Below are 26,218 nucleotides of genomic sequence, written 5' to 3'. Positions count from 1 at the left end.
ACCCCTACCGAGTCGACCTCGGCGCCAGCACCCAGCAGCACCCCAGAGGGCGCACTCCCGCCCGGGTCAGTCGACGAGGTCGAGCGCGGCCCCGACGATCGCGTCGGTGTCGATGCCGTGGTGGCGGTAGACGGAGGCGAGGTCGCCCGACTGCCCGAAGCGGGTGACGCCGAGGTGCGCGGCGCGCACCCGGTGCAGTCCGGCGAGGAAGGCGAGGGTGTGCGGGTGGCCGTCGAGCACGGTGACCATCGGCGCCGACCGGTCGGCGGGGAAGACGGCGTCGAGCAGTCCCGGCTCGAGCGGCGGGACGGCGACGTCGTCGAGGCCGCGCCGCGCCTGGATCGCCCGGAAGAGCAGACCGGGGCTGGTCACGCACACGACATCGGCGGGGAAACCCTGTGCGGCAAGACGATCGGCCGCCTCGAGCGCCTCGGTGACCATCGCCCCCATGGTCACCAGCGTGACCGCTGGCGTCGTCACCCGACGCAGCGCGTAGGCCCCGCCCACGACCTGTCGGCGCCGCCGGTCGCGCGCGGCGACGTCGGTGGGCACGGCAGCCAGCGACTGGTCGACCGACCGCGTCGACAGCCGCAGGTAGGCCGAGCACCCGTCCGCGCGCCCGAGCCGGCCCATCGAGGCGAGCAGGCACCACTCGGTGTCGAGGGCGAACGCCGGCTCGTAGGTCACGACCCCCGGCTGCTCCAGCCCGATCGACGGCGTCGTGATGGACTGGTGCGCACCACCTTCCGGCGCCAGCGTCACCCCCGACGGTGTGCCGACGAGGATCGACTGCCCACCCGCGTACACGCCGTAGGACCAGGGCTCGAGCGCACGCGACACGAAGGGGTCGTACATCACGCCGATCGGCAGCAGCGGCTGGGCCCACCGGCTCCAGGTCGCGCCGAGCTCACCCATCAGGCCGACGAGGTTGACCTCGGCGATCCCCAGCTCGATGTGCCGGCCGCCGGTCTGCTCGCGCCAGTGCAGGATCGTCTCGCGGTCGTCGGAGAACCAGTTGCGTCGATCCTGCGCCGACCACACGCCGACCTTGTTGACCCAGCCGCCGAGGTTGGTCGACGAGCTGACGTCCGGGCTGACCGTCACCACGCGCGCGCCGACCGCGGGCGCGGCCCGGTTGAGGTCGAGCAGGGTGCGCCCGAGCGCCGCCTGGGTGGTCGCGGTGCCCGATGGGGTGCGGCCCAGGTCGGTGGGCACCGACGCGACCGCGTCTTCCGTATGGAGAGCCCGCACGAGCCGGGCGGCTGCCGCACCGAGCAGACGCCCGGGCTCGCTGTCGGCGTCGAAGCGGGCCCACGGGTCGTCCGGGTCGACCCCGACCCGGGCCGCGAGCTCGTGCAGCTGCTCCGGGCTGAGCAGGGCCGAGTGGTTCTGTGGGTGGCCCTCGGTCGCGAGCCCGTAGCCCTTGAGGGTGTAGGCGAGCACGACGGTCGGTCGGGTGTCGTCGATCGCGGCGAAGGCCGTGCGCAGCGCCTGCAGGTCGTGCCCGCCGAGATTCCGCACGGCGGCGACGAGGTCGTCGTCGGCGACTGACTCGATGAGTGCGGAGACGTCGGCGGCGCCCGCGCCCTCGCCGGGCAGGTGCTCGCGCAGCTCCGAGGCGGTGCGGCGCAGCATCCGCTGGTACTCCGGGTTGGTCATCTCGTCGATCCGGGCCCGCAGCGCCGGCCCACCGGCGCGGGTGAAGAGCTCCTCCAGCAGCGCGCCGTACTTCACGGTCAGCACCTGCCAGCCCGCCGCGGCGAACATGCCCTCGAGCCGCCGCCCGCCCATCGTCGGCACGACCCGGTCGAGCGACTGCCGGTTGAGGTCGACGACCCACACGACCTCACCGAGCTCGGCGACCATGGGGTCGACCACGGCCTCCCACACCGCGCCCTCGTCGAGCTCGGCGTCACCGACGAGCGACCACTGGCGGCCGGCGCGCACCTGCGCGTGCGTGGCGAAGTGGGTGTCGACGTAGCGGCGGGCGATGGCCCCCCAGACCGGTGCGGTCGCCCCGATGCCGACCGACCCGGTCGAGTAGTCCGCCGGCACGGGGTCCTTGAGCCGCGACGGGTAGGACTGCAGCCCGCCGAACTCGCGCAGCGTCGTGAGGTACGCCGCCGGCAGCTGGCCCAGCAGGTACTCCAGGGCGTGCAGCACCGGCGAGGCGTGCGGCTTGACCGCGACACGGTCCTCGGGCCGCAGGGTCTCCATCCACAGCGCGGTCATGATCGTCGTGATCGACGCGCTCGACGCCTGGTGGCCACCGACCTTGAGCCCGCTGGGGTTGGGCCGCACCCGGTTGGCGTGGTCGACGATCGCCGAGGCCAGCCACAGCACCCGCTGCTCGACCGCGCGCAGGGCGGCATCCGGTGAGAGGGCGGTCGGGTGGGGGACGGTGCTGGTCACGAGGGCTCCTGCGGGGGTGGGGAGTCGGGGGTGAGGGCGTCGGCGGTGGCCTGCCGCCACGATGTCACCGGCGGTGCGGTGGGGCAACGGGGGTGTGGGACGGGCGACCGGGGGGAGGAGGGTCCCGACCTCGTTTCGTGACCTCGGCGTCCCTGTTGCTGACCGACTTCACGTGATTAGGTAGTTTTGTCCGACGGGCCGGAGACCCTGGCCGCGCGACGCAGGAGATGCGATGACGCCCACCCCACCCGAGTCACCCGAGTCGACCCGCGCACCCCGAGCGGCTGGTCCCGCCCCGACGACCGGGGTGTCCACCGCCGACGAGCACGTTCGGCAGGACGCCGATCGTCGGCGTCCGTCCGCGGGCTCGTCCCGGGTCTGGCGGGGGGCCGGCGCCGGGCGCGGCCTCCACGTCGGCACGCTGCCCTCGCGGTGGTTCCCGGCCGACCGCGACAAGCTGATCTACCTCGCCATCGCCGCTCACCTGGCGCCCGCCGTGCTCACCCAGCTCGTCAGTGCCCCCACAGGCGCGTGGTTCGAGGACCGCAACGCGCTGGTGACCACTCTCGAGCAGCAGGAGTCCGACCGACCCTGAGCCGTCCCCCTCGGGCGGCCGCTCCGACCTCTGGTATGCGATATATTGCATGCCATGATGCTCGCGCCTCTCGCTCGTGGTCTGCTGCGCGACGACGTCTACGTACGCCTGCGTGACGCCATCGTCGACGGCACCCTCGCCCCCGGGGCGACGGTGCGCGACGTCGACCTCGCCGAGCAGCTGGGGGTCAGTCGCACGCCGGTGCGCGAGGCCCTGCAGCGTCTCGCGTCGGGCGGGCTCGTCGAGACCGCACCGGGCCGCTCGACCCACATCGCCCCCATCGACTCCCGGCAGGTGCACGACGCCCAGTCGGTGGTCGCCGCCATGCACCGGCTGGCGGTGGAGGAGGCCGTCCCGGTGCTCAGCCCCACGCACCTCGCGACGATGCGGGCCGCCAACGCCCGCTTCGCGGTGGCGCTCGCGGCGGGCGACGTCGACGCCGCCCTCGCCGCCGACGACGAGCTGCACGCGGTCCCGGTCACGGTCTCCGGCAACACCGCCGTCGCCGGGGTCCTCGAGCAGCTGACGCCTGCGGTGCGCCGACTCGAGCGCCTGCGCTTCGGCTCCCTGGCCGGCCGTGACTCGGTCGCGCTGCACGCGCGGCTCGTCGACCTCTGCGAGGCCGGCGACGTGGCCGCGGCGGCCGACGTCTCCCACCGCACCTGGCTGACCCTGCGCGAGACCCCCTCACCCGAAAGGCCATCCGTATGAAGCTCCACGACTTCGAGCGCTATCCCCTCACCTTCGGGCCGAGCCCGGTGCACCACCTGCGCCGGCTGTCGCAGCACCTCGGCGGCGCCCAGGTGTGGGCCAAGCGCGAAGACGTGAACAGTGGTCTCGCCTACGGAGGCAACAAGATCCGCAAGCTGGAGTACATCGTGCCCGACGTGCTCGCCTCGGGCGCCGACACGCTCGTGAGCATCGGCGGCTACCAGTCGAACCACACCCGGCAGGTCGCCGCCGTCGCCGCGCACCTCGGGCTGAAGTGCCGCCTGGTGCAGGAGAAGTGGGTGCCGTGGGACGACCCCACCAACGACCAGGTCGGCAACATCCTGCTCTCGCGCATGATGGGCGCCGACTCCCGGCTCGACAGCCACGGCTTCGACATCGGCATCAGGGACTCGTGGAAGGAGGCGCTCGCCGACGTCGAGGCCAGTGGCGGCACTCCGTACGCCATCCCCGCGGGGGCGTCCGAGCACCCTCTCGGGGGTGTGGGTTTCGCGCACTGGGCCTTCGAGGTGGCCGAGCAGGAGCGGGTGCTGGGGGTGCACTTCGACACCGTCGTGGTGTGCACCGTGACGGGCTCGACCCACGCCGGCATGATCGCCGGCTTCGCGGCGCTCGAGGACCTCACCGGTGTGCGTCGCCGCGTCATCGGCATCGACGCCTCGGCGACGATCGACAGGACGCGTGACCAGGTGGCCCGCATCGCCCGCCACACCGCCGACCTGATCGAGCTCGGTCGCGACCTGCGCGACGACGAGATCACCGTGCTCGAGGGCTGGGCGGGCGACCTCTACGGCCTGCCGGTCGAGTCGACGATGGAGGCGATGGCGATGGGCGCCCAGCTCGAGGCGATGATCACCGACCCGGTCTACGAGGGGAAGTCGCTCGCCGGGCTCGCCGACCTCGTGCGCACCGGCGACATCCCGCGCGACTCCACGGTGCTCTACGCCCACCTGGGCGGGCAACCGGCGATCAACGCCTACCACCGCCTGTGGGACCCGACGTCCTGAGCGTGAGGCAAGCGCTCACGGGGGCGCGTGCTGCAGTCGCCTTCACGTGAAGCCATCTGCAGCCCGACCTGGCAACCAGCCGCGCATTCGCCTTCACGTGAAGACGTATGCAGGCTTCAGCCGGCGACGGGGAAGGCCTCGGTGTCGATCTCGGCCCGGGTGGCGACTCACTACGCATGGCTGAGGCTCATGCAGCCCAGACCCAGGGTGGGGACCTCGACCGGGCCGACCCGGCGCGTGGTGGTCAGCACCGTCACGTGCCCGCCTGCCCGGCCAGCTGCTGCTCCAGCGCGTCCAGCGTGCGGTAGCACGGCATGACCTGCGCGATCGACGCGTTGGGCTCGCGACCCTCGCGGATGGCCGCGACGAACTCGCGATCCTGCAGCTCGATGCCGTCCATCGAGACGTCGACCCCGCTGACGTCGACCGGCTCGTCCCTGCCGCTGGGAGTGCGGTGGGACCGGAAGAGGTCGTCGTAGCGCGCGAGGTAGGTGCCCGTGTCGCCGATGTAGCGGAAGAACGTGCCGAGCGGGCCGTCGTTGTTGAAGGACAGCGAGAGCGTGCAGATCGCGCCGCTCTCGACCCGCAGCTGGATCGACAGGTCCATCGCGATGCCGAGCTCGGGGTGGATCGGCCCCTGCAGGGCGTTGGCCGCCACGATGGGCGAGCCGGTCTGGTAGGCGAAGAGGTCGACCGTGTGGGCCGCGTGGTGCCACAGCAGGTGGTCGGTCCACGACCGGGGCTGCCCGAGGGCATTCAGGTTCTGGCGCCGGAAGAAGTAGGTCTGCACATCCAGCTGCTGCAGGTTCAGCTCGCCCGCGGCGACCCGTTGGTGGACCCACTGGTGGCTGGGGTTGAAGCGGCGGGTGTGCCCCACCATCGCGACGAGCCCGGTGCGCTGCTGCGCCTCGAGGCACGACTCGGCGTCAGCCAGCGAGTCGGCGAGGGGGATCTCGACCTGCACGTGCTTGCCGGCGTCGAGCACCGCCCTGGTCTGGTCGGCGTGCATCGGCGTCGGGGTGGCGAGGATGACGGCGTCGACGTCGTCCATGGCCAGCACCTCGTCGAGGCTGGCCACCCCTCGGCCCACGCCCTGCTCGGCGGCGAAGGCCTGGGCGGTCTCCCGGGTCGAGCTGACGACCGTCGTCAGCTCGACGCCGTCGATGCGCTTCAGGGCGGCGGCGTGCTTGGCGCCGAAGGCGCCCCCGCCGGCGAGGGCGATGCGGATGGGCTGGACCGTGGTCACGTCATTCCTTCTCGGGGGTCATCGGGGGGCATCGGGGGGTCGCTGTCGGGCGCGCCCGCGGCGCGCGGGTGGTTCTCCAGGATCAGGTGTCCGACCGCGGTGTTGGACGCGGGCACATGGTAGAAGCGGTGCTTGACGTCGACGTCGCCCGACGCGTCGATGTCGCTCATCGCGCCCCTGGCGATGAACCACATCACGAGCTCGATGCCCTCCGACCCCGCCTCCTGCACGTAGTCGAGGTGGGGGAGCTGCGACAGACCGGCGGGGTCGGTGACGAGCCGGTCGAGGAAGGCGTTGTCCCACGGCTGGTTGATCAGTCCGGCGCGAGGCCCCTGCAGCTGGTGGCTCATCCCCCCGGTGCCCCACACCTGCACCCGTAGCGGCCGCTCGTAGGACTCGATGGCCGCGCGCAGGGCCTGGCCGAGCTTGAAGCACCGAGCGCCGGAGGGCACAGGGTACTGAACCACGTTGACGTGAAAGGGAATCACTCTGCACGGCCACTGCTCGACGTCACCGAACATCAGTGACAGCGGCACGGTCAGCCCGTGGTCGACCGCCATCTCGTTGACCAGGGTCAGGTCGAAGTCGGCTTGGATCAGGCTGTGCGCGATGTGCGCGGCGAGGTCGGGGTCTCCCTGGATGCCGGGGACGGGCCGCGGCCCGTAGCCCTCGTCGGCGGTGGGGTAGGACACACCCGTACCGAGCACGAAGGTCGGGATGATGGAGAGGTCGAATGCGGTCGCGTGGTCGTTGTAGACCAGGAAGACGACGTCCGGCACGTTGTCCGCCTCCCACTCGCGGGAGAACTCGTAGCCGTCGAACACGCCCTTCCAGTAGGGCTCCTGCGTCTTCCCGAGGTCCATGGCCGCGCCGATCGCCGGCACGTGGGAGGTGAAGACGGCCGCGGTGATGGTGGCGTGCTCGGCCGGCGGGGTCGTGTCGGCGTGTGCGGCCTCGAGCACCTGGTGGTCGATGCGGTTGCCCTCGATGCCCCGGCCGCCGTTGATCATCATGTCCCGGTAGTCCGACTCGGACATGCCCGTCATCGAGCCCGCCATCTGCTGGAAGGACAGGCCCAGGGTCGCCCCCCACTTGGCGAGGAAGTAGATGTTCCCCCCCTCGGCGATCGCCGCGTTGAGGTCGCGTCCGAGCAGGGCCTGCTTCTGTGCATCGGTGAGCGGCCACTCGTCGAGGTAGGCGCGCTCGTCCGCGAGGTAGCGAGCCCGGTTGTCGGCCTTCATGAACGACATGCAGAGCTGGTTGAGGTGATACCCCTTGGCCGACTGCTCGGCGTCGAAGATCGTGGTCCCGGGGACCAGCTTGTAGGTCTTGTCGAGGCTCATCGTGGGCTCCGTCCGTCGAGGCCGGACTCCGGCCAGTAGAGGCGCATCGGGTTGTCGACGAGCAGGGCCTGCTGCAGCTGCGGCGTCGGCGCGATGCGGGGGATGACGTCGACCAGCAGGCCGTCGTCGGGCATGTGGTCCGTGAGGTTGGGGTGCGGCCAGTCGGTGCCCCAGAGCACGCGGTCGGGGAACTCCTCGACCACGCGACGGGCGAAGGGCACGACGTCGCCGTAGGGGGCGGCCTCCCCGTCGAGCGCCGGGGGCCCGGAGACCGAGAGCCGCTCGGGGCAGGTGACCTTGCACCAGGTGTCGGGCTTGACGCGCATCAGGTCGAGGAACGACTCGAACTCGGGGCCGTGCGGGTCCTTGGTCACGTCGGGGCGACCCATGTGGTCGACCACCAGCGGCAGCGGGATGGAGAGGAAGAAGTCGCGCAGGTCGGGCAGGTCGGGGGCCTCGAAGTAGATGACGACGTGCCAGCCGAAGGGGGTGATCCGCTCGACCACCTCCCTCATCGCGTCGGTCGGCGCGGCGTCGACGAGGCGCTTGACGAAGGTGAAGCGCACCCCGCGCACGCCGGCCTCGTGCAGCTGCGTCAGCTCCTGCTCCGAGACGGTCGGTGTCACCGTCGCCACCCCCCGCGCCCGACCGTCGGAGGCCCGCAGTGCGTCGACCATCGCGGTGTTGTCGGCGCCGTGACAGGTCGCCTGGACCACGACGTTGCGGGTGACGCCCAGGCGGTCGCGCACGGCGAAGAGCCGGTCCTTCGACGCGTCGCACGGGGTGTACTTGCGCTGCGGCGCGTAGGGGAACTGCGCGCCCGGTCCGAAGACGTGGCAGTGGGCGTCGACGGCGCCGTCGGGCAGCCGGAAGCGGGGCGTGCTCGGGTCGGCACACCAGTCGAGCCAGCCGGGGGTGGTGGTGAAGGTGGTCGTCTCAGTCGGGTCAGCGGTCATCTCAGTCCTCGTAGCGCAGGCCGAGCGCGGCCAGCGGGCCGCGCATCCCGTACATGTCCAGGCCCAGCTCACCGGCGCGGAACCGGGCTCGCTTGCCCTCCTCGTTGGCCTCGCGCGTCGCGGCCGCCTCGGCGACGTCGGCGGCACGCTCGCGTGGCACGACGACGACCCCGTCGACGTCGGCGACGACGACGTCACCCGGCCGCACCAGCGCGTTGGCGCAGACGACCGGCACGTTGACCGAGCCGAGGGTCGCCTTGATCGTGCCCTTGGCGTTGATCGCGCGGGAGAAGACGGGGAAGTCCATCTGCTCGAGGTCGGCGACGTCGCGCACGCCCCCGTCGATGACCAGCCCGCGGCAGCCGCGGGCCCGCAGCGAGGTGGCGAGCAGGTCGCCGAAGAAGCCGTCCTCGCTCTCGGTCGTGCAGGCGGCGACGAGCACGTCGCCCTCGCGCACCTGCTCGGCGGCGACGTGCATCATCCAGTTGTCACCGGGCTGGAGCAGCACGGTGACGGCCGGCCCGCAGAGGCGTGCGCCGGCGTAGGCGGGCCGGATGTAGGGCCGCAGGAGGCCCATCCGACCCATCGCCTCGTGCACGGTGGCGACACCGAAGGCGGAGAGGGCCTCGACGGCGGCGGGTTCGGCGCGAATGATCGCCGTGTGCACGACGCCGAGCTCGGTGTGGTCCATCGGTGCTCCTGTCAGTGACCGGCCGCGGCGAGGCGGGCGGCCAGTCGGGGGTAGACGCGCAGGGCGTTGCCGGCGAAGACGGCCTCGCGCTCGTGGTCGGTGAGGTGGGCGGTGGCGTCGACATACCGCTTGGTGTCGTCGAAGTAGTGGCCCGTGCGCGGGTCGATGTCGCGCACGGCTCCGATCATCTCGCTGGCGAAGAGGATGGCGCTGCTCGGCACGACGTCGGTCAGCAGGTCGATCCCCGGCTGGTGGTAGACGCAGGTGTCGAAGAGCACGTTGCCCAGCAGCGTCTCGGGGTCGGGCTTCTTCATCGCCATCGCCAGGCCGCGGAAGCGCCCCCAGTGGTAGGGCACGGCGCCGCCCCCGTGGGGGATCACGAAGCGCAGCGTCGGGAAGTCGGCGAAGAGGTCGCCCTGGAGCAGCTGCATGAACGCGGTGGTGTCCGCGTTGAGGTAGTGCGCCCCGGTCGTGTGGAAGGCCGGGTTGCACGAGTTGCTGACGTGGATCATCGCGGGGATGTCGTAGTCCACCATCGCCTCGTAGAGGGGGTACCAGCTGCGGTCGGTCAGCGGCGGCGCGGTCCACCTCCCGCCGGAGGGGTCGGGGTTGAGGTTGACCGTCACCGCGCCCAGCTCCTCGACGGCCCGGCGCAGCTCGGGCAGGCAGGTCGCGGGGTCGACCCCGGGTGACTGCGGGAGCATCGCCCCCATCGCGAAGCGGTCGGGAAACAGGGTGCTGACCCGGTGCACGAGGTCGTTGCAGATGCGCGCCCAGGTGGACGAGACCTCGAGGTCACCGATGTGGTGCGCCATGAAGCTGGCTCGGGGGGAGAAGATCGTCACGTCGCTGCCGCGCTCGTCCATGAGCCGCAGCTGGTTGGTCTCGATCGCCTCGCGCAGCTCGTCGTCGGTGATGACGAGGCCGTCGGGGTCGGGTGCGTGCTGCGGCCGGCCGGCGGCGGCGACCTGGCGGTCGCGCCAGGCGCCGAGCTGGGCGGGAGCGGTGGTGAAGTGGCCGTGGCAGTCGATGATCACGCGTCGGTCCTCTCTGACCCGAGGCGCGCCGACGTCGGCGCGGGTCCAGCCCCAACCTCGCACCGGACGGGTGCTGAGTCACCATCGCTTCCGTCAGGCGGAAGCCTGGGGGTGAGCGGCCGCGGCCATGGCCTAGCGTGACGCGCAGGACGCCAGACGACCAGGAGGGCACGACCATGCACCGGTATGCCGCCAGCGGCCTGTCGTCGATGGCGACCAGGGCCGTGCTGGCCGAGCTCGCCGCCAGGGTGAGCGCCGACGGCCCCGCCGACCTGGCCTTCGCTGCCGCCGGGGGCGTCGAGGTGGCCCGCCGGGTGCGAGAGGGCGAGGCCGCCGACCTGCTCGTCCTCGCCAGCGGGGCCGTCGAGACGCTGGTCGCGCAGGGGCACCTGGTGGCTGACACCGTGCGGCCGCTCTTCCTCTCGGAGGTCGTCGTGGGTGCCCCGCAGAGCGGGCCAGCCCCCGAGGTCGACTCGGTCGAACAGCTGCAGGCCGCGCTCGCAGGGGCCGGTCGCATCGGCTACTCCACCGGCCCGAGCGGGGACGCGGTGCTGCGACTGCTCGACGACTGGGGCCTGCGGGCCCGGCTGGCCGACCGCCTCGTGCAGGCTCCCGCGGGCGTGCCGGTCGGGCGGATGCTGGTGGAGGGTGGGGCCGACCTCGGCTTCCAGCAGCGCAGCGAGCTGACCGGCCTCCGGGGGGTGCGCGTGCTCGGGTCGATGCCACCGGGAGCCGAGATCACCACGACCTTCACCGGCGCCGTCCTGATCCGCGCCGGCGACGAGCAGGTCGCCCGAGGCCTGCTGCAGGCCCTGGCCGCGCCGGCCTTCTCGCCGGTCGTGGCCGGGCACGGGATGCGGCACGCACCAGCCTTCACGTGAAGGCGTGTGCGCGGGATTCGGCCGTGCGGCACGCATGAGCCTTCACGTGAAGGCGTATGCGTGGAGCTTGGCCCGCCGGCGCTCGCCGAGGGCCCCGCGTGTCGGCTCAGCCGAGTGACTCCCCGGCTCGTCGCCCGAGCTCGACCGAGATCCCGCGGGCAGCCTGTAGCAGCGGGTCGCGTAGGGCCCGCACCCGGGCCGGGCCGCGGGCGGCGACGACGATGCCGAGGGCCGCGTGGACCGGTCCGGTCGCGCCGATCCGCACCGGGGCGGCCACGGCAACGGTGGTCTCGCTGAGCTGGCGGTTGCTGACGATGTGCGCCTCCTTGCGGATGCGGGTCAGCTGGGCCCGCAGCACCTTCGGGTCGGTGACGCTGTGCGGCGTCCACCTCTGCAAGGGCGAGGAGAGCACCGCCTCCTGGATGTCGAGCGGGGCGTGGGCGAGCAGCACCCGCCCCATCCCGGTCGCGGCGAGGGGGAAGCGGGCGCCGACCATCGTGAGGAGCTCGACCGAGCGGTGCCCGGCGATGCGCTCGACGAAGACGAGCTCCGTGCCCTCGCGCACCGCCAGCTGGATGTTCTCGTGGGTCGCCTCGTAGAGGTCCTGCATGAAGGGCAGCGCGGCGTCGCGCAGGATCGGCCCGCGCGGGCACGCTGCGCCCAGCTCCCAGAGCCGCAGGCCGATGTGCCACGCGCCGTCGGTTGTGCGCTCCAACGCGCCCCACGTGGCCAGCTCGGCCACCACCCGGTGGGTGGTGCTGAGGGCAAAGCCGGTGCGCTGGGAGATCTGCGTCAGGCTCTGGGCCGACTGGTCGCGACCGAAGGTGGACAGCACGGCCATGACCTTGCCGGCCGCCGACGTGCGGTCGGTGGTGTCCACCCCGGTCACGATGATCGCGTCAGCGTGAGATCTGTTGCAGCGCCCACGAGTTGCCATCGGGGTCGCTGAAGTAGGCGTAGAGCACCCCGCCCAGGTCGGAGACGGCGGAGACCTCGACCTCTCGGCCCAGCAGCTCGCCCCGGGCGGCCTCGATGTCGTCGACCACGAGGTGCAGGCCCTGCACCGGGGCGCCGGGCTCACCCATCCCGGCCATCACGACCACCGAGCAGGCCGACCCGGGCGGTGTCAGCTGCACGATGCGCATGCCGTTACCGGGCTGCACGTCGTGGTCGAGCACGAAGCCGACCCGGTCGACGTAGAAGGCCCTGCTGCGTTCGACGTCGGTCGAGCGAAGGGGTACGAGCTCCAGACGCATGTCCACGGGGCCAGCATGGCACCTCCCCTCCAGCCCGGGGATCAGGCCGGTGGCGCCGGGGCCGCTCGCGCCTCGAGGACGGCCAGGTCGCGCTCGGCGAAGAGCCGGTGCAGGTGGTCCTCGTGGATGACCGCCCGCAGGCACCGACGCACCGGGTAGGCCTCCGACGCGGGGTAGCCCGGCTCGGGCACCGGCTCGGTGGTCTCCTGGAGCCGCTCGTCGGTGAGAGCCGCCACATAGGCCGTCATCGCCGCCACCCGCTCCGCCCGCACGGCCAGCACCTCGTCGAGGCTCGGGTGGGCGTCGTGGTCGAGCGGCACTGGGGTCTCGTCTCCCATCTCGTCGTGGGTGATCCCGAGCGGCGAGTAGGGCGAGGGGTCGAGCACGACCGCCCGCAGCAGCCAGGCGTCCACGCAGAAGACGAGGTGCCGCAGCGTCTGCAGGAAGGACCACTCCGTGTCGACCTGGTCGTCGAGCAGGGCCGGCGGCAGCGCCCGAGCCCGTGCGATGAGCGGCTCCCAGGCCGCGGTGACCGCCGCCCAGGCGTCGCGCACCTCCTGCGCGTCGCGCAGACCGAGCAGCCTCCGCTCAGGGTGGCGACGGTCGAGCTCTGCCTCGACCAGCGGCCCGACGTCGACCCCGTTGACCCGCAGACCCCTGACCTCGCCGTCGATGTCGACGTCCTCCAGCCAGGCCCCCCGCAGGCGCACCCCCGTGAGGTCGACGTTGCGCAGGAAGGACCCGCTCAGGTCGACCTGCTCGAAGGTGGATCCCCGCAGGCTCACCCGCTCCAGCCGCGCGCCGTCGAGGTCGGCTCCCGTGAGGTCCGTCATGTCGGGGAGCCTGCCACCCGCCGCTGACACCCGCACCCGGTGCAGCGAGACTGGGCGGGTGCCAGCCCCAGCCCGTCGTACGGTGTCCCTCGCGGTGGCTACCGCCGGTCTCAGCGCGGCCTACGTCCGCTGGGTGCGCCCGTGGGCCCTGACCTGGGGTGCGACCGCCGACGAGGCCCGTGCCCGGATGCCGGGGGACGGGCTCATCGACCGGCCACCGCTCTCGGTCACGCGCGCCCTCACGGTCGGCGCCCCGCCCGAGGCGGTCTGGCCGTGGCTGGTGCAGGCGGGCACAGGTCGTGCGGGCTGGTACAGCTACGACCTGGTCGACAACCTCGGTCGCCGCAGCGCCGACCGCATCCTGCCGCAGTGGCAGGGCCTGGCCGTCGGCGACCTCGTGCCCCTCACACCCAGCGGCAGGCTTGGCCTGCGGGTGCACTCGATGGCCGCGCCGGGGGCCATGGTCTGGGGAAGCCCGGGGGAGACGACGTGGGAGTGGCAGCTGCACGCCGTACGAGGTGCCGACGGGTCACCGTCGACGCGTCTCGTGACGCGCTTCCGCTCGGCCTCCGTCGCTGGCTTCCCCACCTGGCCGGTCGCGCTCCCGCTCGAGCTCGGCGACGCGGTGATGATGCGCAAGATGCTGCTGACGATCAAGGGTCGGGTCGAGCGAGCGGGAAGGCTGTAGCCCTCGTCATCGCGACGAAGGTCCTGTGCAGGCAGTGTGGTGAAACGTCGCTCTCCATCGCGACCCTTCACCCCCTCCTGCGAAATGGAGCGGGGGTCGGTGGGTCGCCGGGGATACTCGAGGCATGCCTACCGCCAGCTCGTGGATCACCTTCATCATCGCGTCGATCCTCTTCATCCAGGTGCCCGGCCCGAGCCTGCTCTTCACCATCGGGCGGGCCCTCACCGTCGGCCGCCGCGACGCGCTGCTCTCGGTGGTGGGCAACGGGATCGGGGTAACGGTGCAGGCGCTCACGGTCGGGCTCGGGCTCGGGGCGGTCGCGGCCGCCAGCGTCGCCGCCTTCACGGTGGTCAAGCTGGTCGGCGCGGTCTACGTCGTCTGGCTGGGCGTGCAGGCCATCCGCCACCGCGCCGATGCGCGACTGGCCATGACGGGGACTCGCACCGCGGACGTCGGGCGCGGCCACGCACTGCGCACCGGGGTCGTCGTGGGCCTGACCAACCCCAAGACGCTGGTCTTCTTCGCAGCGTTCCTGCCGCAGTTCGTCAACCCGACCGCGGGGCACCGTGGCGTGCAGATCGCCGTCCTGGGAATGGTCTTCGGCATGCTGGCGATCTGCTCCGACAGTGTCTGGGCGGTCGGAGCCAGCCGGGCCCGCGACTGGTTCGCCCGCCGCCCGCAGCGTCTGGACGGGCTGGGTCTCGCGGGCGGGGTCATGATGATCGGCCTCGGCACGACGCTCGCCGTCTCCGAGAGGGGCTGACCAGCAGGATGGAGCCCCGTGCGTCCAGCCGCGCAAGGCCCGGGCGGGTGACCGGATCGCGGTCCTCTCACCGTCCTTCGCTGCGCCCGGCGCCTTCCCCGCCATCCACGAGCAGGCCATGACGCGCTTGGCGGAGGTCACCGGGCTGGTGCCGGTGTAGTACCCCACGACGCGCCAGGTCGGGGCATCGGCCCGTGACCGTGCCACCGACCTGAACTCCGCATTCGCCGACCCTGCGATCCGCGCCGTGCTCGCCAGCATCGGGGGTGAGGACCAGATCACCGTCATCCCGCACCTCGACCCCGAGGCCGTGCGCCGTGACCCCAAGCCCTTCCTCGGCACGAGCGACAACACCAACCTGCACCAGTGGCTGTGGTCGCTCGGCGTCGCCAGCTTCTACGGCGGCTCGTCGCAGGTGCACCTCGGCCCCGGCCCGGGCGTCGACGACGTCCACGCCCGGTCACTGAGGGCGGCGCTGCTCACCGGGGAGCGGCTCGAGGTCACCGACCCCGGTGAGTCCGAAGACGTCGGCGTGTTGTGGGATGACCCGCTGGCGTTGACCTCATGCGGCGAACGTGAGCCGACAGAGGGGTTTTCGTGGCACGGGCCGGCTCGCGTGGTCACGGGGCCCACCTGGGGCGGATGCCTCGAGGTGCTGCAGTGGGTGCTGGCGGCCGGGCGGTACGACGCGCCCGCGTCGGCACTCGCGGGGGGAGTGCTGGTCGTCGAGACCAGCGAAGAGCTCGTGCCGGCGCGCGAGGTCGGGTGGATCCTGCGCGCGATGGGTGAGCGTGGGCTGCTCGCGGCCGTCGACGCCGTGCTGGTCGCGCGACCGCCGGTGTCGGACCACACGCGCCGCCCCGACGGGGCCGAGCGCAGGCGCCTGCGGGCCGAGCAGCGTGACACGGCCGTCGGCGTGATCGCCCGCTACAACCCCGAGGCCGTCGTCTGCGTCGGCATCCCCTTCGGCCACACCAGGCCGCAGTGGATCCTGCCGCACGGGGGCACGATGACCGTCGACGGCGTCGCGCAGCGGGTGTGGGCCGACTACGGCGGCTGAGGCGGGCGGGGGGAGCAGGCCAGACCTCAGCCCACCGTGAACGCGTCGAACCCCGGTGCGTTCCGCGCCCACGGGTGCGCCTGCTCCCACGCCGCGGCGAGGTCGAGCAGCCAGCCGTCGGCGTACCGCGGGCCGGTCACCTGCAGACCGAAGGGGAGCGCGCCGCACTGGCCGGCAGGAAGGCTGATGGCCGGGTGGCCGGTGAGGTTCTGCAGCTCGGTCGAGTAGGCCGACGACGGCAGCGGGCCCGAAGCGGCCCCCGGGTGAAGCAGGCCCTCGGCCGTGAAGCTCGCGGCCGCCACCGTCGGCGTCAGCAGCACACCGTCACGCTCCAGCAGGTCGTCGAGCGCCGCGACCAGCCTGAAGCGACGCCGCCTCGCCGCGAGGTAGTCGTCGACCCCGACCCGCAGGCCGTATCGGAGGAAACCACGGGCAGCAGGCGTCATGCGGTCCAGCCCGGCCTCCACCCACGACCGCCCCAGTGCGCTCACGTGCTCGGCCGTGCACAGCGTGAGCCAGTCGTCACCCGGGTCGAGCCCCAGCCCGGCGGGGTCGAGGTGCACGATCTCCGCCTCGGGCCACCGGGCCGCGAAGGCCTCGGTCGCCGCCGCGAAGGCCGCCGCCACGTCGTCGGGCAGCGGCCCCACCTCAGCCGTGCGCTCGGCGACCAGGATCCGTCTGGGAGCCAGCGGCCCGTTGTAGGAGGGGATTCCGCGCCCGGGCCACGCCTCGGCGTCACCGGAGGCACCGCCTCCACCGATGACCGACAGGAGCAGCCGCAGGTCGCCGACCGTCGTGGCCATCGGCCCGTCGGTCGACAGGTCGATCCAGTCGGGCGCCGAGCGTCGGGGCACGACACCGCGGGTCGGCTTGAGACCCACCAGACCACAGAACGCCGAGGGGATGCGGATGGAACCGCCCCCGTCGGTCGCCGTCGCGACCGGCACGAAGCCCGCCGACAGCGCAGCCGCCGACCCGCCGCTCGACCCGCCGGGCGACAGCGACCGGTCCCACGGGTTGCGGGTGACACCCGTCAGCAGGCTCGCGGTGAAGCCCTCGGTGGCGAACTCCGGCAGCGTCGTCTTGCCGACCACGACCGCCCCGGCCGCCCGCAGCCGCGACGGGACGAGACCGTCCGCCGCCGCCGGAGCAGCGTCGGCCAGCAGCAGCGAGCCCTTGCGGGTCGGCAGCCCGGCCACGTCTTCGAGATCCTTGACCAGGACAGGAACGCCGGCGAGGGGTCCGACGGGTTCGCCGGCCGCCAGGGCTCGGTCGACGGCCTCGGCCGCGGCCAGCGCCTCGTCGGGGCAGACCACACAGACGGCGTTGAGGGCCGAGTCGACCGGGCCGCCGTCGCCCGTCTCGATCCGGCGCAGGGCCTCGGTCACGGCGGCCACCGCCGAGACCCGGTGCTTCGCCACCGCGGCCGCGACGGCGACCACGGGACCGTCGGTCGACGTGCCGCTCACGAGCCCACCTGCAGGGCGAGCAGCCCCAGCAGCTCGTAGACGACGTTGGCCGCGGCCACCGTCGTCAGCTCGGCGTGGTCGTAGGCCGGGGCCACCTCCACCACGTCGGCACCGACGATGCGCGCGCCCGTCAACCCCCGCAGGATCATCTGCAGCTCGCGGGTGGTCAACCCTCCTGGCTCGGGCGTGCCCGTGCCCGGCGCGTGGGCGGGGTCGAGCACGTCGATGTCGATCGAGACGTAGACCGGCCGCGAGCCCACCCGGTCGAGCACCCGGTCGAGCGCCGCGTCGACCCCCTGCCGCGCGATGTCCATGGTGGTCACCGTGGCGAAGCCGAGGTCACGGTCCTGGTCCAGGTCGCCGGTGGAGTAGAGCGGGCCGCGGGTGCCGACGTGCGCCGACGTGCCGAGCTCGAGCAGGCCCTCCTCGACCGCCCGGCGGAAGGGCGTGCCGTGGGTGAACGGCATGTCGAAGTAGGTGTCCCACGTGTCGAGGTGGGCGTCGAAGTGGAGGAGCGACAGGGGCCCGTGCTTCGCCGCCGTGGCCCGCAGCAGCGGCAGCGACAGGGTGTGGTCGCCGCCGATGACCACCAGCGTGTCGGCGCGGGTCAGCAGGTCGGCCGCCCCTGCCTCGACCTGCCCGATGGCCCGACGGATGTCGAAGGGGTCGGCCACCAGGTCGCCTGCGTCGACCACCTGGTGCCGGGTGAACGGCTCGACGTCGAGCCCCGGATGGTAGGGGCGCAGGAGCTTGCTCCCGGCGCGGATCCCCTGCGGCCCGAAGCGTGCTCCCGGTCGGTAGGACACACCCGCGTCGAACGGTATGCCCGCGATCGCCACCGCAGCCCGGCTCACCTGGTCGAGCCGGGGCAGGCGGGCGAAGGTGTCGGGGCCGACGAAGCGCGGCACGGCGCTCGCGTCGGGTGGACCGAGCGGCGGCGGCGAGTGGGTGGGGCTCATCGAGCCGTCCCGGTCTCGGCGAGCACGCGCTCGCTGCGGGCGACGGCCTCCCGCTCGGCCGACACCACGTCGGCGTGGGAGCGCCCGCCGACGTCGCGGCGCAGCAGCGCGGCATACAGGCCGCCGCCGACGACCATGCCGACGATCCATGAGACGTCGACGCCCTGCAGCGCCTGCGCGCCCCAGCTCTCGTAGTAGGGGGGCAGGTAGGCGAGCGGCACCTCGACGACGATCGCCACGACGTAGCTGATGACCCCCGCCCGTCCCCACAGCCCGTAGATGCCCGAGGGCGTGAAGAGGTCGGTGACGGCGTAGTGACCGTGGCGCACCAGGAAGAAGTCGAGCAGGTTGATCGCCGTCCAGGGGGCCAGCAGGTAGAGCATCGCGATGAGGGCGCTGTTGAGGGCGGCGACGGAATCGGCGAGGGCGAGGCCGGCGACGAGCCAGACCACGGCGAGCACGACGATCGTCACCACCCGCACCCGGGCGGTGGGCTGCACGGGCCGGACGATGTCGATGGCGGTGATGACACTCAGCATCCCGCTGTAGGCGTTGAGCCCCATGGTGGCCACGAGAGCCAGCACCGACAGCACGGCGAGGATGCTGCCGATCGTGGGCACGACCGCGTTGCCCGCGTCGTGGATGCCGGCGAGCGCGTCGGTCGCGCCGAGCCGGGTCGCCAGCCACGCGCCGAGGGGGATCAGCCAGATCGGTGAGGCCGAGGCGCCCACGAAGACCGAGGTGATGATCGCGCGGGTCGAGGTCGTCCGCGGCAGGTAGCGGCTGTAGTCGGAGACGTAGGGCGCGTAGGTGATGTTGTACGACGCCGCGACGGTGAACATCGCCAGGAAGCCCGACCAGGTGAACTCCGATGTGGGAGCGGCCCCGCCGCCGGCGTGCCCGACGAGCACCCCGATGGTCAGCACGACCCAGAAGGGGATCGAGACCACGAAGAGCACCTGGAAGACGCGGTGCAGCCAGTCGTGGCCGTAGATCGCGAGCACCGTGGCCAGCACGGTGACGACGACCGCGACCAGCGTCGCGTTCCACCCGAAGATGCCGGCGAGGCCCTCCTTGATGATGATCGTGTCGACGACGTTGAAGGCGAGGTAGGTGAAGCCGGTCGCGACCAGCGGCAGGATGACGCCGCGGTAGCCGAACTGCGCCCGCGACTGGATCATCTGCGGCAGCCCGAGCTGCGGGCCCTGAGCGGCGTGGGCGGCCATGAAGAGCGTGCCGAAGAGGATTCCCAGGATCGAGGCGACGGCCGTCCACCCGAGGCTCAGCCCGAGCAGCGGCCCCACGAAGCCGATGGCCACCGTGAAGGGCTGGAAGTTGCCCAGGAACCAGAACGGCCCCTGCATCCAGACCTTGCCGTGGCGCTCGGTCTCGGGCACGTAGTCGATGGAGCGGGTCTCGATGGCGCTGCGGACGGCGGTGTCCGTGAGCATCGGGTCTGACATGGGGGCCTGCTTCCGGTCGGGTGCGGTCCACTCTGGTGCCGCACCGACCCGGTGACCATTGGCTCGCGCCTGAGAGACAGCCCCTTCACTTGTGCTGGACCACAAGGCACGATGGAGCGATGGCGCACCCCCTCACGGTCGACGAGCTCGTGCGCAGCCCCGCGCTCCAGCTGTCCGTCATCGCCGGAGAGGGGGGTCTGGGGCGGCGGGTCGGGTGGGCCCACGTGAGTGAGCTCGAGGACCCCAGCCCCTGGCTCCTCGGCGGGGAGCTGCTCATGACGACCGGGATCGCGGTGCCACGCTCTGCCGCCCGCCAGGCGGACTACCTGCGGCGGCTCGACGACGCCGGGGTCAGTGCCCTCGCCGTCTCGGAGGGCCTGCACGTGCCCCCCCTCACCGCCGCGATGCTCGCGGTGGCGCGGGAGCGCTCCATACCGCTGCTGCGGGTGCCGTTGCCCGTGCCCTTCGTCGCGATCGCGCAGGAGGTCGCGGGGGCGGTGCAGAGCGAGATGCACCGGCGCCTCACCGCCCAGCTGCACGTGTTCGGCGCCCTGCGCACGCTGGCCGCCGACGACCTCTCCGTCCACGAGCTGTTTGCGCGGCTCGAGCGGCTGAGCGGCTACCGGCTCTACCTGTGCACGGCGAGCGGTCGCCCGCTCCTGCCCGGGGTGCCCAGCCCCCCGGACGAGCTGCTGCACCTCGTGCCGCACACCTTCTCGGCCCCACCGGTCGTGCCCGGCGGCCACGTGCTGCCCGTCCCGGCACCCGGGGGCCCGGCCGGCTTCCTGCTGGCCCTCGAGCGCGCGGGGAGCGAGCCGTCGGGTCTCGCGGTGGTGCAGCACCTTGCGACCGTCGCCGCGCTCCAGCTGTCGATCCGGCGGCACGAGTTCGAGACGGTGCGGCGCGAGGGGGCCGAGACCCTGGCCGAGCTGCTGCAGGACGTGCTCGAGCCCGCCACCGCGGTGAAGCGACTGGTGCGCAACGGGTTCGACCCAGATCGCGATGTCGCGCTCGCCGTGGTGCGCCTCGCCGAGTCGGCCGGTCGCGACCACGACGTCCTCCGCGAGCTGACGGAGCCACCCGACGCCCCCGGCTCCCCCGGCTCCATCGACCCCACCGACCCCACCGACCCCACCGACCCCACCGACCCCACCGACCCCACCGACCCCGACGGCAGCCGTCCCGTGCTGATGCTGCGCCAGCAGGACGACCTCTTCGCCCTGGTGCCTGCCGGTCTCGATCTGCAGCGACTGCTGGACGGGCACCCCGACGTCGCCGTCGGCCGCAGCCGGCCCTTCCGACCCGGCACGCGCCTGACCGTGGCCCGCCGAGAGGCGGTGTGGGCCGTCTCGCGGGCGGTCGACGCCGGCGGGGGTCTCGTCGTCTCGGGTCGTGATGCCGTCGACCGGTGGCTCGTGCCCGACCGGGCCTCCCTCTCGGCTCTGGTCGACACGGTGCTGGGGCCGGTGCTCGCCTACGACGCCGACCACGGTGACCTGCTCGTGCCGAGCGTGCGGGTCTGGCTCGAGCGCGACCGGCACACGGCGCAGGCTGCGGACAGCCTGCACGTGCACCCCAACACGCTGGCCTACCGGGTGCGTCGCTTCGAGCAGCTGTCGGGTCGGGACCTGCGCTCCACGCCCGACCTCGCCGAGGTCTGGCTGGCACTGCGCGCGGTGGCTCCCGTCGACCGCCACCCGTGACGGAGGCGTCGTACGGTGAAGGCATGACCACCGGCCCGACCTCCGCAGACCTGGCCCTGCCGGGCGGTGGGACGCTGCGGGTCCACGACACCGGCGGTGACGGCTTCCCCGTGGTGTGGCACCACGGCACCGGCAACACCGGTGAGCCGCCCCGTCCGCTGCTCGCCGCGGCCGCGCGGCTCGGCCTGAGGCTCGTCGGCTTCGACCGCCCGGGGTACGGCGGCTCCTCGGCCTTCCCCGGTCGCAGCGTGGCCGACGTCGCTGGCCTCGCGGCCGCCGTCGCCGACCACGTGGGCTCGACCCGGTTCGCCGTCATGGGCCACTCCGGTGGCGGACCGCACGCCCTGGCCTGCGCGGCTCTGCGGCCCGACCGCGTCACCGCGGTCGTCGCGGTCTCCGGGCCCGCCCCCCTCGCGCCGGTCGTCGCGGAGGCCGCGACTGGTACTCCGGTTTCGCACCCTACGGCGCAGCCTCCCTGCGGGCCGCGGAGCGCGGTCGCGCGGCTCGGGAGGCCTACGAGGAGTCGGGCGCCGAGGACGACTTCGGTTTCCTTTCCCAGGATGAGGAGATGTTTGCCGGGGAGTGGGGATGGCTGGTCGAGGTCGTGCGCACGGGTGGCGCCAACGGCCCTGGCCCGTCGATCGACGACGACCTGGCGACCGTGTCGGCCTGGGGGTTCGACGTCGAGGACATCGCGGCTCCTGCCCTGCTCGTGCACGGCTCGGCCGACCGCGTGGTGCCGGCCGCCCACTCCCAGTGGGTCGCTGAGCACCTGCCCGGCGCGACCCTGTGGCTCGAGCCCGGAGCCGGCCACATCAGCGTCCTCACCCGCGCCGTGGATGCTCTGACCTGGATCTCCGTCCAGCACGAGTAAGAGTAGGAATGGTAGGATTCCTACTGTGATGGTGACGGAGAAGGGGCAGGTGACGATCCCGAAGCACCTACGCGACCAGCTCGGGATCGGTCCCGGCACGACGGTCGAGTTCGAGAGACAGGGCGACGCGCTCATCGTGCGACGCTCCGTGAGCGCTCCCACCCGGGGCCAGACCCTCGTCGAGCGACTGCGAGGGCGGGGTGACGTCTCCATGACCACCGACGAGATCATGGCGCTCACCCGAGGCGACTGAGGTGGCGACCTTGGTCGACAGCAACGTCCTCCTCGACGTCCTCACCCAGGACCGCGTCTGGGGTGGCTGGTCGTCCACAGCCCTCGCGCGGGCCGCCGACGCCGGGTCGCTGGTCATCAACCCCGTCGTCTACGCAGAGGTGTCGACGCGCTTCGAGCGGATCGAGGACCTCGAGCGGTCCCTGCCGGCGTCGGACTTCCGGCGCGACGCGATCCCGTGGGAAGCGGCCTTCCTCGCCGCCAAGGCGTTTGCGGCCTATCGACGACGTGGTGGAATCCGCACGTCCACCCTGCCGGACTTCTTCATCGGCGCCCATGCAGCGGTCGCCGGACACACGCTCCTGACCCGAGACGTCGCCCGCTACCGCACGTCCTATCCCGCGTTGGTCCTCGTGAGTCCGCCCGCCCCTGGCGGCGACTGACGGGTCCGCCGCCTGACATCCCCACCCCCGACGAAGGAGAACCCGTGGTAGACCTCGCCCTCAGCGACGACCAGCGCGCGTGGCAGCAGGCCGCGCGCGACTTCCTCGAGAGGGAGGTCGTGCCCTACCGCATGGAGTGGGACAGGAGGGAGTCGGTCGACACCGCCATCATCCCGATGATGGGCGAGATGGGCTTCTTCGGCCTGACCATGCCGGAGGAGTACGGCGGCCTCGGTGGCGACTACATCACCTACTGCATCGGCATGGAGGAGCTCGGCCGCGCCGACTCCGCCGTGCGCGGCATCGTGTCGGTGTCGCTCGGCCTCGTCGGCAAGATCATCCTCGACCACGGCACCGAGGAGCAGAAGCAGGAGTGGCTGCCGGGCATCACCTCCGGCACCAAGCTCGGCTGCTTCGGCCTCACCGAGCCCGACAACGGCTCCGACGCCGGCCACCTGCGCACACGGGCCACCCGCGACGGCAGCGACTACGTCATCAACGGCAGCAAGATCTTCATCACCAACGGCACCTGGGCCGACGTCGCCCTCGTCTTCGCCCGCACCTCCGACGAGGGGGCCCGCGGGGTCTCGTGCTTCCTCGTGCCCACCGACACCCCCGGCTTCGAGCGCACCGAGATCCACGGCAAGCTCGGCCTGCGCGGTCAGGCCACGGCCGAGCTCTCGTTCGCCGACGTGCGCGTCCCCGCGTCAGCCCTCGTCGGCGAGGAGGGCAAGGGATTCCGGTACGCCATGGCCTCGCTCGACAAGGGCCGCGTGTCCGTCGCGGCGGGCTGCGTCGGCATCGTGCAGGCCTGTCTCGAGGCGTCGGTCGACTACTCGGTGCAGCGCAAGCAGTTCGGCAAGGTCATCGCGTCCTACCAGCTCGTGCAGGACCTCATCGCCCAGATCTCCGTCGACGCCGACGCGGCCCGGCTGCTGACCTGGCGCGCGGCCGACCTCATCGAGCGCCACCAGCCCTTCACGACCGAGGCCAGCAAAGCGAAGTACTTCGCCTCCGAGGCCGCGGTCCGGGCCGCCAACAACGCGATCCAGGTCTTCGGCGGCTACGGCTACGTCGACGAGTACCCCGTCCAGAAGCTCATGCGCGACGCCCGCGTCATGACCCTCTACGAAGGCACCTCGCAGATCCAGAAGCTGATCATCGGGCGGGCTGAGACGGGCATCAGCGCGTTCTGAGCCCGGACGCGCAGACCGTCGGTCGGCGCGGGTCAGCCGACGACGAGGTCCGCGTAGTCGGGGTGCCGGTCGATCCAGGACCGGATGAAGGGGCACAGCGGCTCGACCGCCAGCCCCCGCGATCGCGCGTCGTCGAGGGCCGCCCGGGCCAACGCCCCGCCGACCCCCCGTCCCTCGTGGGCGGGGTCGACGACGGTGTGCGTGAAGGTGACGACGCCGTCCGCGAGCCGGTAGGCCGCGTAGCCGGCGACCTCGCCCTCGGTCGTGGCCTGGTAGCGGTGCGCCTCGAGGGCGTCGTGGACGGTGACGTCGGGGGTCTGGGTCATCCCCTCAGCCTCTCGCATCGGCTCAGTCGGGCCCCCACAAGAGTCGGCAGTGCCCGGGCTCGCCCCCGGCATCGGCGAGAGCCGGCCCGACGGCATACGGGCGGGGGCCCCGGCGTTCTGCCCGTATGGAGCGCCCCGTCGTCACCGCCATCCACCTCGCGCCGGGCACCCGGCTGCCCACCCGCAGTGTGCCCACGGTCGAGGCGGAGGCCGGCACCGGGCTCGTGGGTGACCGCTACCACGGCAGCCGGCACCGCCACGTGACGATCCAGTCGGCTCCTGATCTCGAGGCCGCCGCCGCCGACCTCGGGCGGCCGGTCGACCCGGGTCTGACCCGGCGCAACCTCACCATCTCGTCGGGCCGCCTGCCGACCCGGCCGGGTGAGCGGGTGCGGATCGGGCAGGTCGAGCTCGAGGTCGTGCGCAAGGCGGCCCCCTGCCGGCTGCTCGACGACGGCATCGGGCCCGGCGCAGCCAGAGCCCTGCACGAGCGCGGGGGCACGGTCTTCCGGCTCCTGACCTCGGGCTCGATCTCCGTCGGTGACGAGGTCGACCTGTCGCCGGGGACCGAGCCCCCGACCGTGTGACGGCCTCGAGCGCGCCACCGGTGTCGGTCGCGTCTGACGCCCGGCCTGCCAGACTGACCTCGTGGAGGTCACCTCGCTCGGCTGGCGCACCGACTTGGCCCTGCTGCGTCTCGGCGGCAGCACCGTGACCGACCGGGGCGACCACCTCGAGGTGCGCACGTCCCACAACCCGACCTTCTGGTGGGGCAACTTCCTGCTGCTCGACCATGCCCCCGGGCCTGTCGAGGCGCCCGGCTGGGTGGCGCGGCACCGCGAGGTCTTCGGGGCCGAGCACGTCAGCCTCGGCGTCCACGCAGTGGCGGCCGAGGGGGCCGACCTGGCGCCCCTGGTCGACCTGGGCCTCGCGGTCGACCGGTCGAGCGTGATGACCGCGGCCCGGGTGCATCCGCCTCCGCGGCCCAACCACGAGGCGACGTACCGGCCGCTGTCCGGCGACGACGACTGGCGCCAGCAGGTCGACCTGTCGATCTCCACCTGGGACGGGGTCGTCGACGACGGCCACCGGCTCTTCGAGCAGCGGCGGGCGGCGACGCAACGGCAGCTCGTGAGCGACGGGCACGGGCAGTTCTTCGGTGCCTTCGAGGGGGAGCGGTTGCTGTCGTCGCTGGGTCTCGTGCGGGCGGGCGACGGGCTGGCGCGCTTCCAGAACGTCGGCACCCATCCCGAGGCGCGCGAACGAGGACTCGCCGGCACGCTGGTGCACCACGCGAGCCGGTGGGGGCTCAGCGACCTGGGTGCGTCCACCCTCGTGATGGTCGCCGACCCCGACTACCTCGCGATCGGGGTCTACCGCTCGGTCGGCTTCGCGGAGAGCGAGACCCAGCTCTCCGCTGCTCTGCACCGCTGACGCCCGCGACGGGTCCTCGGCCGCTGTCGGCAGCGCTCTGTCGCTCAGGGGAGGGTGTACGCCCGCGCGAGGTGCCCGCCAGGTCCCCCTCGAAGACCTTGTCGAGCTCGAAGCGTCCGAGGGTGGGGGGCTCGCCGGCGACCGGCGTCAGCTGCACCGTGAAGGTGCCGTGCCTGCGGCACGCTCAGCCCCAGTTCTTGGCGTCGGTCAGGCAGAAGGGGTGACCGCTGGGGTCGACGAGCACGCGCCAGGTGTCGCCACCCTGCGGGTCGGCGACGCTGGCCCCGAGCCCGACCGCGCGCGCCTCGACGGCCGCGATGTCGGCGCAGGAGAGGTCGAGGTGGAACTGCTTGCTGCCGTGGGGGTTCGGCCACGCCGGGGCCTCGTAGTCGGGCACGGTGCCGAAGCCGACGCGCAGCCCGTCACCGACCAGCATCGCGTAGCCGTCGCCGCTCATCGCGACCTCCCAGCCCATGAGGGCCGACCAGAAGTCGGCGGCGGCGCCCGCGTCGGCGCAGTCGATGGTGAGCATCCCCAGCGTCGGGGCTGCGGCGAGGGTCGTGGCGCCGCCTGCGTCGCTCGTCTCGCCGGTGTCGCCGGTATCGCTCGGGTCGCTCATCGCG

General features: G+C 72.7%; 27 protein-coding genes and 2 pseudogenes. 15 read left to right on the top strand and 14 right to left on the bottom strand.

The features are described 5' to 3' along the window. Nucleotides 1-66 precede the first annotated feature (66 nt). Nucleotides 67-2,412 (bottom strand): transketolase C-terminal domain-containing protein, encoded by a 2,346-nt coding sequence (locus tag V3N99_10950; GenBank protein ID MEO3937263.1) that lies wholly within the window; start codon nt 2,410-2,412, stop codon nt 67-69. A gap of 232 nt (nt 2,413-2,644) precedes the next feature. Between V3N99_10950 and V3N99_10945 the strand changes: the two genes are divergently transcribed. From V3N99_10945 to V3N99_10935, 3 genes are read left to right on the top strand one after another with little or no spacing between them, the layout of a single operon-like run. Further along, complete coding sequence (locus V3N99_10945) at nt 2,645-3,007, top strand: hypothetical protein (protein MEO3937262.1); 363 nt, start codon at nt 2,645-2,647, stop codon at nt 3,005-3,007. 54 nt (nt 3,008-3,061) lie between these two features. After that, complete coding sequence (locus V3N99_10940) at nt 3,062-3,718, top strand: GntR family transcriptional regulator (protein MEO3937261.1); 657 nt, start codon at nt 3,062-3,064, stop codon at nt 3,716-3,718. After that, complete coding sequence (locus V3N99_10935; GenBank protein MEO3937260.1) at nt 3,715-4,743, top strand: 1-aminocyclopropane-1-carboxylate deaminase; 1,029 nt, start codon at nt 3,715-3,717, stop codon at nt 4,741-4,743. Before V3N99_10940 ends, V3N99_10935 begins: the two co-directional genes overlap by 4 nt. Before the next feature lie 253 nt (nt 4,744-4,996). Here V3N99_10935 and V3N99_10930 read toward each other — a convergent pair whose 3' ends face one another. From V3N99_10930 to V3N99_10910, 5 genes are read right to left on the bottom strand one after another with little or no spacing between them, the layout of a single operon-like run. Continuing rightward, nucleotides 4,997-5,989, bottom strand: a complete 993-nt coding sequence (locus V3N99_10930; GenBank protein MEO3937259.1) for a Gfo/Idh/MocA family oxidoreductase — start codon at nt 5,987-5,989, stop codon at nt 4,997-4,999. Next, entirely contained in the window at nt 5,986-7,332 is a 1,347-nt protein-coding gene (gene ligA, locus V3N99_10925) for a protocatechuate 4,5-dioxygenase subunit alpha (GenBank protein MEO3937258.1), read from the bottom strand. Before ligA ends, V3N99_10930 begins: the two co-directional genes overlap by 4 nt. Beyond that, on the bottom strand, nt 7,329-8,288 hold the full coding sequence (locus V3N99_10920; protein ID MEO3937257.1) for an amidohydrolase family protein: 960 nt from the start codon (nt 8,286-8,288) through the stop codon (nt 7,329-7,331). Before V3N99_10920 ends, ligA begins: the two co-directional genes overlap by 4 nt. Nucleotide 8,289: 1 nt before the next feature. Continuing rightward, a complete protein-coding gene (gene ligK / locus V3N99_10915) occupies nt 8,290-8,979 on the bottom strand; it encodes a 4-carboxy-4-hydroxy-2-oxoadipate aldolase/oxaloacetate decarboxylase (protein ID MEO3937256.1) in 690 nt (229 codons plus the stop codon). Nucleotides 8,980-8,990: 11 nt separating this feature from the next. Then, complete coding sequence (locus tag V3N99_10910) at nt 8,991-10,016, bottom strand: amidohydrolase family protein (GenBank protein ID MEO3937255.1); 1,026 nt, start codon at nt 10,014-10,016, stop codon at nt 8,991-8,993. 137 nt (nt 10,017-10,153) lie between these two features. Here V3N99_10910 and V3N99_10905 point away from each other — a divergent pair, with 137 nt between their 5' ends. Then, nucleotides 10,154-10,897, top strand: coding sequence for a substrate-binding domain-containing protein (locus V3N99_10905; protein MEO3937254.1), 744 nt, complete (start codon nt 10,154-10,156; stop codon nt 10,895-10,897). A gap of 106 nt (nt 10,898-11,003) precedes the next feature. Here the strand turns inward: V3N99_10905 and V3N99_10900 are convergent, their stop codons facing one another. Genes V3N99_10900 through V3N99_10890 form a run of 3 tightly spaced genes read right to left on the bottom strand, consistent with a single transcriptional unit; the run spans nt 11,004 to nt 12,986 of the window. Beyond that, nucleotides 11,004-11,777, bottom strand: a complete 774-nt coding sequence (locus tag V3N99_10900) for an IclR family transcriptional regulator (GenBank protein MEO3937253.1) — start codon at nt 11,775-11,777, stop codon at nt 11,004-11,006. 19 nt (nt 11,778-11,796) lie between these two features. Next, nucleotides 11,797-12,159 carry a VOC family protein gene (locus V3N99_10895; GenBank protein ID MEO3937252.1) on the bottom strand — a complete coding sequence of 121 codons (363 nt, stop codon included), beginning with the start codon at nt 12,157-12,159 and terminating at the stop codon, nt 11,797-11,799. A gap of 35 nt (nt 12,160-12,194) precedes the next feature. Continuing rightward, complete coding sequence (locus tag V3N99_10890) at nt 12,195-12,986, bottom strand: DinB family protein (protein ID MEO3937251.1); 792 nt, start codon at nt 12,984-12,986, stop codon at nt 12,195-12,197. 58 nt (nt 12,987-13,044) lie between these two features. On the opposite strand from V3N99_10890, the gene V3N99_10885 reads away from it, so the two are divergent. The 3 genes and pseudogenes from V3N99_10885 to V3N99_10875 all read left to right on the top strand — a co-directional run bounded on the left by V3N99_10885 (nt 13,045) and on the right by V3N99_10875 (nt 15,497). Next, nucleotides 13,045-13,674: a hypothetical protein gene (locus V3N99_10885; protein ID MEO3937250.1), complete on the top strand. Its 630-nt coding sequence runs from the start codon at nt 13,045-13,047 to the stop codon at nt 13,672-13,674. Nucleotides 13,675-13,798: 124 nt separating this feature from the next. After that, nucleotides 13,799-14,437, top strand: coding sequence for a LysE family translocator (locus V3N99_10880; protein ID MEO3937249.1), 639 nt, complete (start codon nt 13,799-13,801; stop codon nt 14,435-14,437). Between the two features lie 118 nt (nt 14,438-14,555). Continuing rightward, a pseudogene (locus V3N99_10875) lies at nt 14,556-15,497 on the top strand (LD-carboxypeptidase). A 26-nt stretch (nt 15,498-15,523) separates the two neighbouring features. Here V3N99_10875 and V3N99_10870 read toward each other — a convergent pair. Genes V3N99_10870 through V3N99_10860 form a run of 3 tightly spaced genes read right to left on the bottom strand, consistent with a single transcriptional unit; the run spans nt 15,524 to nt 19,388 of the window. Beyond that, the gene (locus V3N99_10870) at nt 15,524-16,966 is read right to left on the bottom strand and encodes an amidase (protein ID MEO3937248.1); all 1,443 of its coding nucleotides are present in this window, start codon (nt 16,964-16,966) and stop codon (nt 15,524-15,526) included. Then, nucleotides 16,963-17,925 (bottom strand): agmatinase, encoded by a 963-nt coding sequence (speB, locus tag V3N99_10865; protein MEO3937247.1) that lies wholly within the window; start codon nt 17,923-17,925, stop codon nt 16,963-16,965. Before speB ends, V3N99_10870 begins: the two co-directional genes overlap by 4 nt. After that, entirely contained in the window at nt 17,922-19,388 is a 1,467-nt protein-coding gene (locus V3N99_10860) for a cytosine permease (GenBank protein MEO3937246.1), read from the bottom strand. Before V3N99_10860 ends, speB begins: the two co-directional genes overlap by 4 nt. 119 nt (nt 19,389-19,507) lie before the next feature. On the opposite strand from V3N99_10860, the gene V3N99_10855 reads away from it, so the two are divergent. From V3N99_10855 to V3N99_10830, 6 genes and pseudogenes are all read left to right on the top strand, one after another. Further along, entirely contained in the window at nt 19,508-21,091 is a 1,584-nt protein-coding gene (locus V3N99_10855) for a PucR family transcriptional regulator ligand-binding domain-containing protein (protein ID MEO3937245.1), read from the top strand. Between the two features lie 23 nt (nt 21,092-21,114). Beyond that, a pseudogene (locus V3N99_10850) lies at nt 21,115-21,438 on the top strand (alpha/beta hydrolase). A 221-nt stretch (nt 21,439-21,659) separates the two neighbouring features. Beyond that, the gene (locus tag V3N99_10845; GenBank protein MEO3937244.1) at nt 21,660-21,965 is read left to right on the top strand and encodes a hypothetical protein; all 306 of its coding nucleotides are present in this window, start codon (nt 21,660-21,662) and stop codon (nt 21,963-21,965) included. Between the two features lie 28 nt (nt 21,966-21,993). Then, nucleotides 21,994-22,218 (top strand): AbrB/MazE/SpoVT family DNA-binding domain-containing protein, encoded by a 225-nt coding sequence (locus V3N99_10840; protein ID MEO3937243.1) that lies wholly within the window; start codon nt 21,994-21,996, stop codon nt 22,216-22,218. Nucleotide 22,219: 1 nt separating this feature from the next. After that, nucleotides 22,220-22,639: a type II toxin-antitoxin system VapC family toxin gene (locus tag V3N99_10835; GenBank protein ID MEO3937242.1), complete on the top strand. Its 420-nt coding sequence runs from the start codon at nt 22,220-22,222 to the stop codon at nt 22,637-22,639. A gap of 44 nt (nt 22,640-22,683) precedes the next feature. Beyond that, nucleotides 22,684-23,835: an acyl-CoA dehydrogenase family protein gene (locus V3N99_10830; protein MEO3937241.1), complete on the top strand. Its 1,152-nt coding sequence runs from the start codon at nt 22,684-22,686 to the stop codon at nt 23,833-23,835. A gap of 32 nt (nt 23,836-23,867) precedes the next feature. On the opposite strand, the gene V3N99_10825 is transcribed toward V3N99_10830, so the two are convergent. Further along, the gene (locus tag V3N99_10825) at nt 23,868-24,161 is read right to left on the bottom strand and encodes a GNAT family N-acetyltransferase (GenBank protein MEO3937240.1); all 294 of its coding nucleotides are present in this window, start codon (nt 24,159-24,161) and stop codon (nt 23,868-23,870) included. Between the two features lie 125 nt (nt 24,162-24,286). Between V3N99_10825 and V3N99_10820 the strand changes: the two genes are divergently transcribed. Both V3N99_10820 and V3N99_10815 read left to right on the top strand, forming a co-directional pair. Next, entirely contained in the window at nt 24,287-24,748 is a 462-nt protein-coding gene (locus tag V3N99_10820) for an MOSC domain-containing protein (protein ID MEO3937239.1), read from the top strand. A 61-nt stretch (nt 24,749-24,809) separates the two neighbouring features. After that, nucleotides 24,810-25,595, top strand: a complete 786-nt coding sequence (locus V3N99_10815; GenBank protein MEO3937238.1) for a GNAT family N-acetyltransferase — start codon at nt 24,810-24,812, stop codon at nt 25,593-25,595. A 184-nt stretch (nt 25,596-25,779) separates the two neighbouring features. Here the strand turns inward: V3N99_10815 and V3N99_10810 are convergent, their stop codons facing one another. Further along, the gene (locus V3N99_10810) at nt 25,780-26,214 is read right to left on the bottom strand and encodes a VOC family protein (GenBank protein ID MEO3937237.1); all 435 of its coding nucleotides are present in this window, start codon (nt 26,212-26,214) and stop codon (nt 25,780-25,782) included. Nucleotides 26,215-26,218: the final 4 nt, after the last annotated feature.

It is taken from the genome of Dermatophilaceae bacterium Soc4.6 (assembly GCA_039889245.1).
Taxonomy (GTDB): Bacteria; Actinomycetota; Actinomycetes; order Actinomycetales; family Dermatophilaceae; genus Lapillicoccus.
This window is presented reverse-complemented; position numbering and strand designations above follow the sequence as displayed.